Genomic DNA, 7,952 nt, shown 5'->3' with positions numbered 1-7,952 from the left:
GGGGGGGGGGGGGGAGGGGGAAGGGGGGGGGGGGGGGGGAGGGCCCCCCCCCCCACCTCGTTTCCGTCACCGGAATTCCACCACCGCGGTGGAGTGTCCGGTCGCTGTGGTGTGCGCCCTGCCGGCGACGGCCGCCGCGTGCGCCGAGCGGTACCGCTGACGGTCCCGTCCTCGATTGGCCGTACAGGACGAGCTCTGACACTTCCAGCCCCAAGTACTCACGGGGACACCTCCGTGTGCGTCGAACGGTGTACCTCTTCCTCACTCGATCGAGTAGGACGAGATACCGCACACAACATCAACGGGGGTTCCGGGGTGTCGGTCGCCGTGGGCATCGAGATCGGATGCGCACAGAACCAAGACGGAACGGCGAAGTTCGCAACCATTCCGTGAACGACCGCGCCCAGAATATCACGCACCGCAGTCAGGCGACTACGCAGTGCAAAACCAGGGGAACCCGGGGGCCTATCCCGCCCCCGGGCTCCGGCGTGCCACCGAATTGCACATCCCGATACGTTTAAGGAGGCGGGTCATCCTGAGGTCGCCGTGTCTTCCCTTTGGACCATCCCCGCACGGAGAGCGGGGAACGGGAATCGAACCCGTATCCGACGATGACCGCCCGCCCCCGGTCGACCCGGGAATCGGTGGCGAATACTCAAACTGGAGCAGGACGTTGAGGTTGACCGCGGCTGCCTCTGCCATTTGGGCCACCCCGGCGCGGAGTGCCGGGGGAGGGACTCGAACCCCCACTGGACCGCGTTGTCACAACGAGTCTCAGATTGAGCTTGGGCTCCCGGCCCGCCTGTAGGAGGCGGCGCCGGACTATCCCCCCGGACACCGCCGGGGGGAGCTTCGGAGACTACCCGAGCAGGTAGTCGAACACCACGGCCCCGACGGTGCGGTCGGTCACCTCCGCGCTGTTGGCCTCTTCCCGCGCGAACTTGACGGCGTTCTGCAACTTCTCGACGCGACCGAGGAGTTCGTTGATGCGACGGGCCGGCAGCGCACCGGAGAACTTGACGGTGGTCCAGTAGCCGACCGGCACGTCCTCGAAGTACATCTCGACCTGCGCCGGGTGCTCGGCGGTGGCCTCGGCCTTCACGTGGTTGCGCGGCACCTTCTTGGTGCGCACGGTACGCACCGGCTCGGTGCGCCACGTGTCCGTCGACGGGTCCTGCGACCACGTCTCGGCGGCGTCCAGCACCGGCAGCTTGCGGATGAAGGTCGTCAGGTCGACCAACTGCTTCTCCAGGAACAGCAGGTACGACACCGGCACGTCGCGCAGCAGCGCCGTCCCGGCGACCACGACGTCCGCGCGGGCCTCGGTGTTCGCCCAGTCCTTCGTCGCGGTCACGTCGAACAGCCTGGTCAGCGTCGCCGCGGCGCCGCGCAGCACCTCCTCGGCGTTGACCTGCACCCGGGTGGACTCGGGCGGCAGTTGCTCGCCCTCCTCGTCCTTGGGCTGGTACGTCCGGGCAATGCCGGACAGCAGGGCCGACTTCTGGAGGTCCTGGTGGGCCTGCGTCAGCTCCTGGAACGCCTTGGATTTGACGCCCTTCTCGACGGCGATGATCTGATTCAGCTTGGTCACGGGGAAACCCTAAGCGCGGTACGACGAACGGATCTAATGATTTTGCGTTCCTGTCGGCCGTCGCCGCCCGCCGCCGCACGCTCCGGGCCCTCCGAGTCCTCCCCCGTCAGCCCCGCACGCGCTCACCCCTCGGGTCGTACAGCGCCCGCGGACCGACCTCGGCCGCGTACCGCTCGCCGAACAGCTCGACCTCGACCGGCGTTCCGGCCTCGGCGCGCTCGGCGGGCAGATACGCGTACGCGATCGACCGCTCCACGGTGTGCCCGAACCCTCCCGAGGTGACTCGCGCGACGACCGCGCCGTCCAGCCACACCGGTTCGCTTCCCAGGCAGACCGCGCGCGGATCGGCGAGGACCAGGCAGGCGAGCCGCCGCGCGACCCCCTCTGCGCGCACCCGCAGCAGCGCGTCCCGGCCGAGGAACCCGCCGGGCTTGTCGGCCTCGTCGAGCCGCACGCAGAAGCCGAGACCCGCCTCGTACGGGTTCACCTCGGGTGTCAGGTCGCTCCCCCACACCCGGTAGCCCTTCTCCAGGCGCATCGTTTCGATCGCGCGGTAGCCGCCGGGGGTGACTCCGGGCAGTTCGGCGAGGGTTCGCCACAGTGCGGCGCCGTACTCCGCGGAGCACGAGAGCTCCCAGCCGAGTTCGCCGACGAAGGTGACGCGGCCGGCGCGCACGGGGACGTCCCCCACGGTGATCTCACGCGACGTCAGATACGGGAAGTCCGCGTCCGCGAGGCTGTCCGGGGTCAGCGGCGCGAGCAGGTCCCGGGCGCGCGGCCCCCACAGCGCGAAGCAGGCGTACGCCCCCGACACGTCCGCGACGCGCACCGAACCGTCGCGCGGGGCGTGCCGCCGCAGCCACGCCAAGTCCCGTGTGCCGCAGGCGGTTCCGGTGTAGACGAGGAACTCGTCTCCTGCTGTGCGGGTGACCGTCACATCCGCCTCGATGCCCCCGCGCGCGTTGAGCATCTGGGTGTACGTCACATCCCCGACGCCGCGGGCCACCCGGTTCGCGCACAGCCACTCGACGAGCGTCGCCGCACCTGGCCCCGAGACCTCGATCTTGGCAAACGACGACTCGTCGAACAGCCCGGCCGAGGTGCGGGTCGCGGCGTGCTCCGCCGCGACGGCGGGCGCGTGGTCCCGCCCGGCCCAACCCCTCGGACGTCTCTCATCCGCGACTCCTCCCGCACCCTTCCTCGCACCGTGTGCCGCCCCCGGGGCGGCGCCGAGCGCCGGAGGGGGCTCCGGCGCGGCGTTGCCGGCATAGAAGTTCACTCTCTCCCACCCGGCCTTCTCACCGAATACCGCGCCGTGTGAGACGTGCCACGCGTACGCGGGCGAGAGCCGCAGCGGACGGCCGGCGCGGCGCTCTCGGCCGGGGTAGGGAATGTCGTAGTAGGTCTCGTAGTTCTCCACGGTCCGCTTGCGCGTGTAGCCGGGCGACCGGTAATGCGCGGCGAAGCGGCGGATGTCCATGTGGTGGACGTCCAGGCCGGGTTCGCCGTCCAGGATCCAGTCGGCCATGACGCGCCCGATGCCGCCCGCGCCGGCGATGCCGTGCGCGCAGAAGCCGGCGGCCACGAAGAAGCCGCCGATCTCGCTCTCGCCGAGGCAGAATTCGTTGTCCGGGGTGAACGCCTCGGGGCCGTTGACGAGTTTGCGCAGCCCGGCGTCCGCCATCGCGGGGACGCGGCGCACGGAGTTCGCGGTGATGTCCTCGAACCGCGGCCAGTCCGCGGCCAGCAGGCGGCCGTTGAAGTCCGCAGGCACCGCGTCGCGGTCGCCGCGGGAAAGCGCCCAGGTCGCGGAGTTGCGCTCGTAGCCGCCCATCAGCAGGCCGTCGACCTCCTCGCGGAAGTAGACGAGGTTGTCGGGGTCCCGCAGGGTGGGCAGCCGGGTGCCGTCTCGCGGGCGGAGCGGTTCGGTGACGAGGTACTGGTGCGACATCGGGACGAGGGGCACGCGTACGCCGACCATCCGGGCGATCTCCGCGGCGAACATGCCGCCGCAGTCGACGACCACTTCGCACTCGACGTCGCCCCGGTCGGTGCGTACGCGGGTGACGCGGCCGTCCGCGGTGTCGATGCCGAGGACGCGGGTGTGCGTCGCGATGGTCGCGCCGCCCGCACGGGCTCCGGCGGCGAGCGAGTAGGTGAGTTGGGACGGGTCGACGTAGCCGTCCGTGGGCAGGTACGTCGCGCTCAGCACGCCGTCGGTGCTCGTCAAGGGGAACAGGTCCCGCACTTCGGACGGCGAGATCTCGACGAGCGGCAGTCCGACGGTGCGGGCCCAGCCGATCTGGCGGCGGATCTCCAGGACCCGGTCCGGCGTGCAGGCCAGGCGGATTCCGCCGCATTCCACGAACCCCGGCGGGTGCTCACCCCGTTGGAGTTCGCGGTAGAGCTCGACGGAGTAGGTGTTCATCGCACTGAGCGTGGGGTCGGCGCGCAACTGCCCGACCAGGCCCGCGGAATGGAAGGTCGAGCCGCTGGTGAGGTCGGCGCGGTCGACGAGGAGGACGTCGCGTTCACCGCGGGCGGCGAGGTGGTAGGCGACGCTGGTGCCGCCGACACCGCCGCCGATGACGACGATCCGGGCGCGGGAGGGGAGTTCGCGCGCGCGGGAGTGCGTTTCGCGCGCGGTCGGCTCGGGATCGGCGATCTCGCGTTCGGCATCAGGGCGTTCGTCGGGCTCACGGGTCACGGGGCGATTCCCTCCGGTGCGTGGCTGGTCCACACGACGACGCTGGTGCGGTCGCCGCGGAAGAGGTCGTCGGCGTGCTCGACCGGCGCCCCGGACGCGTCGTAGGCGACCCGCTCGACCGCCAGCAGCGGTGTTCCGTACGGGATTTCCAGCAGCGCTGCGATCTCGTCGTCGGCGGCGACCGGCTCGATCCGCTCCACGGCGTGGTCCGGCGCGCGCCCGTACCGCGTGCGCAGCAACTCGTAGACCGAGCCGCCGAGGGCCTGTTCGGCCAGGTCCGGGAACAACTCGGCGGGGAAGCGCGAGCGTTCCAGCGCGATCGGCTCGCCGTCCGCGAGACGGACCCGGGTGACGTGCACGGCGAGTTCGTCGGGTCCGATGCCGAGCGCGGCCGCGGCGCGCGGCCCCGCGGGGGCGAGTGCGACCGCGAGTATGCGGGCACCGGCCTCCAGGCCCTGGCGACGTATGTAGTCCGCGAGTCCGCCGAAGGCCCCAAGGTCCCGCTCGACCTTCGGGGACGCGACGAACGTCCCGCCGCCGCGCCCCGGTCGGCGTACCACGAACCCGGACCGCTCCAGATCGTGCAGGGCGAGGCGCAGCGTCGAACGGCTCACCCCGAGCCGGTCGGCGAGTTCGCGTTCCGACGGCAGCCGATCGCCCGGCCGGTAGCCGCCCGCGCGAATCGTGTCCGCGACGCCGCGCCAGGCGCGCCCGCGCAGCGACGGATCGGCCGTACGGGTGGACTCGCGGTCTCGGTCGACTGGCATGCGCCGATTCCTACCACCGCAACACCGCCAAAGGACATACCAATTGGTGAATCGGACGGACCGAAAACTTCTTGATGCCCTCTTGACGCCATCGACCCGGACTCGCAGACTTCCGGAGCACCGCACGTCAGCACTCTGCCCGCCTGCCCCGCGAACCACCTTGACCGCGCCCGTGTTTCAAATGGGTTAAGGGCAACCCATTGAGTGGCTCCGACTGCTTGGACACACCGTGACGGCTGCCCCCGACGGATCCGGGACCCCCGAAGACCTGTTCGCCGACCTCCTCGTCCGCGCCGGGATCGCCCCCGGCCCCGACACCGTGTTCACGCCCCTGACCGGGGGTCTGAGCCACCGCGTCGTGCGCGTCGACGACGGGCCCGGGCGGCGCTGGATCCTGCGCGTCCTGGACCCGGCGGTCAGCGCGGCGGGGCTCGGCATACCGGCGTGGCAGGAGATCGACAACACGGTGCTCGCGGCGCGCACCGGCGTCGGTCCGCGCATGCTGGGCACCGTGGACCGACCCGCGGCCATGGTCCTGGAGTTCGTGCACGGCAGCACGCTCTCCGCGGAGGACCTGCGACGGCGCGGGACGCTCGTCCGGGTCGCCGCCGCGTGCCGCCGCCTGCACGGCCGGTCCGCTCGCTTCGCCAACGACTTCGACATCTTCCGCAAGGCCGAGGAACTCCTCGGCCTGTGCCTGCGGCACGGACTGCCCATCCCGTCCGACTACACCGACCGGCTGCCCGATCTGGACGGCATCGAACGGGCCCTGGCCGACGACCCGTTGCCCTCCCGGCCCTGCCACAACGACCTGCTGCCCGCCAACCTGATGGACGACGGCCGGGCCGTGCGCATAGTCGACTACCAGCTCTCCGGCATGAACGACCCGGCGTTCGACCTCGGAGACATCGCCGCCGAGGCCGAACTGCCGCGCGACGCCGTGGAGATCCTGGCGTCCGCGTACTTCGGAGACGAGATGTCGGCACGCCACCTCGCACGGGTCCGCCTGCACCGCATCGCCTCCGACATCGCCTGGACCCTGTGGTTCTCGGTCCACCACGGACTGCTCGCGGACTCCGCGGCCGCACCCGGGTTCGACTACCGGGCCGAAGCCGCGGGCAAGTGGGCACGGGCCGTACGCGCCCTGGACGCCGACGACTTCGGGCGGCTCCTGGACCGTGCGGCGGGACGTACCGCACCACCGGCCGGACCGTCGGGGGCCCGGCCGACCGGCCCCTGACCCAGCCCACCCCACAGCCACTGGAGGTGTCATGGCGACCACCGTGCCCGACGAGGCCCCGCAGGCCGCACCGGAGCCGCCGCGCGACGCGGACGCGGAACGGCTCGCGCAGCTCGGCTACAAGCAGGAGCTGTCGCGGACCTGGAGCGGCTTCTCGAACTTCGCGATCTCGTTCTCGATCATCTCGATCCTGTCCGGCTGCTTCACCACGTTCGGCCAGGCGTGGAACAACGGCGGGCCGGTCGCGATCGCCTGGGGCTGGCCGATCATCTCGCTGTTCATCCTGGTCATCGGGTTCTGCATGGCGGAGTTGGTGTCCGCGTACCCGACGGCGGGCGGCATCTACTGGTGGGCGGCGAAGCTCGGCAGGCCGGTGCACGGGTGGTTCACCGGCTGGCTCAACCTCATCGGGCTGATCGCGGTCACCGCGTCGGTGGACTACGGCTGCGCGACCTTCCTCAACATCCTCATCAAGATGTACTCGCCGGGCTGGGACGGCGACCTGAACACCGTGTTCCTGCTCTTCCTCGGCATCCTGGCGCTGCACGCCGTCATCAACATCTTCGGGCACGGCCTCATCGCGATGCTCCAGAACATCTCGGTGTACTGGCACGTCTTCGGCGTCGCGGTCGTGGTGCTGATCCTGGTCTTCGGCCCCGACTCGCACCAGGACGCCGGCTTCGTGTTCACCGAGCAGATCAACAACTCCGGCTTCGGCGACGGGATCTACTGGTTCTACATCCTGCCGCTGGGCTTCCTGCTGACGCAGTACACGATCACCGGCTTCGACGCGTGCGCGCACGTGTCGGAGGAGACGAAGGACGCCTCGGTCAGCGCCGCGAAGGGCCTGTGGCGCTCCATCTTCTACTCCGCCCTCGGCGGCTGGATCCTGCTGCTGGCCTTCCTGTTCGCGGCCGACGACGTCGAGGCGGTCAACGAGGGCGCCGGGGCCATCGACGCGCTGCTCACCTCGGCGCTCAGCAGCGAACTCGCCAAGGCGGTCGTGCTGATCTCGGTCGTCGGGCAGTTCCTGTGCGGCATGAGCTGCGTGACGAGTCTGTCGCGGATGGGCTACGCGTTCAGCCGGGACGGCGGCGTACCGGCATCGCGGATCTGGGCGCGCGTCGACGCGAACCGCACACCGGTCAACGCGGTGCTCGGCGGCTGCACGGTCGCCGCGCTGATCACCCTGCCCGCGCTGTACAAGAGTTCGACGGGAGCGCCCACCGCGTTCTACGCGGTGACTTCCGTCGCGGTGATCGGGCTGTACCTGGCCTTCCTGATCCCGATCTGGCTGCGGCTGCGGCAGGGCGACGCGTTCCAGACCGGGCCGTGGAACCTCGGCGCCCGCTACAAGTGGATGTGCTGGGTCGCGGTCGTCGAAATCGCGGTGATCTCGGTGTACTTCGTCATGCCGTTCACGCCGTCGGCGATCCCGTGGAACGACAGCTTCGAGTGGACGTCGGTGAACTACGCGCCGATCGCGGTCGGCGGCGTGCTCGTCGCGATCACGGCCTGGTGGTACCTCGGCGCCCGCAGGTGGTTCACCGGACCGCGCCGCAACATCGACGAACCGGCGGTGTCGGACGGGGAGAAGGCGGCGGCTGCGGAGCCGGCCGCCGAGGCCGCGTCGGACTGACGCGGCCG

The 7,952-nt window shown here is 70.7% G+C and carries 5 protein-coding genes; 2 read left to right on the top strand and 3 right to left on the bottom strand.

Annotated features, from left to right (window positions below):
• Positions 1-859 precede the first annotated feature (859 nt).
• The 3 genes from ACRX5S_RS20530 to ACRX5S_RS20520 form a co-directional block, all read right to left on the bottom strand.
• The gene (locus ACRX5S_RS20530; protein WP_436774458.1) at positions 860-1,591 is read right to left on the bottom strand and encodes a DUF7873 family protein; all 732 of its coding nucleotides are present in this window, start codon (positions 1,589-1,591) and stop codon (positions 860-862) included.
• Positions 1,592-1,697: 106 nt separating this feature from the next.
• Positions 1,698-4,298: a GcvT family protein gene (locus ACRX5S_RS20525; RefSeq protein WP_436774457.1), complete on the bottom strand. Its 2,601-nt coding sequence runs from the start codon at positions 4,296-4,298 to the stop codon at positions 1,698-1,700.
• Positions 4,295-5,065, bottom strand: coding sequence for a GntR family transcriptional regulator (locus ACRX5S_RS20520; RefSeq protein ID WP_436774456.1), 771 nt, complete (start codon positions 5,063-5,065; stop codon positions 4,295-4,297). The genes ACRX5S_RS20525 and ACRX5S_RS20520 overlap by 4 nt, the downstream gene beginning before the upstream one ends.
• A 229-nt stretch (positions 5,066-5,294) precedes the next feature.
• Here ACRX5S_RS20520 and ACRX5S_RS20515 point away from each other — a divergent pair, with 229 nt between their 5' ends.
• Together ACRX5S_RS20515 and ACRX5S_RS20510 are read left to right on the top strand one after the other, a co-directional pair.
• On the top strand, positions 5,295-6,305 hold the full coding sequence (locus ACRX5S_RS20515) for a choline/ethanolamine kinase family protein (protein WP_436774455.1): 1,011 nt from the start codon (positions 5,295-5,297) through the stop codon (positions 6,303-6,305).
• Positions 6,306-6,336: 31 nt separating this feature from the next.
• The gene (locus ACRX5S_RS20510) at positions 6,337-7,944 is read left to right on the top strand and encodes an amino acid permease (protein ID WP_436774454.1); all 1,608 of its coding nucleotides are present in this window, start codon (positions 6,337-6,339) and stop codon (positions 7,942-7,944) included.
• The last annotated feature ends 8 nt before the right edge of the window (positions 7,945-7,952 follow it).

Source organism: Yinghuangia sp. YIM S09857, from assembly GCF_051388915.1.
Taxonomy (GTDB): domain Bacteria; phylum Actinomycetota; class Actinomycetes; order Streptomycetales; family Streptomycetaceae; genus Yinghuangia.
This window is presented reverse-complemented; position numbering and strand designations above follow the sequence as displayed.

Coding starts and splice junctions, on each gene's coding strand:
- ACRX5S_RS20520 (WP_436774456.1), bottom strand. CDS start 5,065: ATGCCAGTCGACCGAGACCGCGAGTCCACCCGTACGGCCGATCCGTCG.
- ACRX5S_RS20510 (WP_436774454.1), top strand. CDS start 6,337: ATGGCGACCACCGTGCCCGACGAGGCCCCGCAGGCCGCACCGGAGCCG.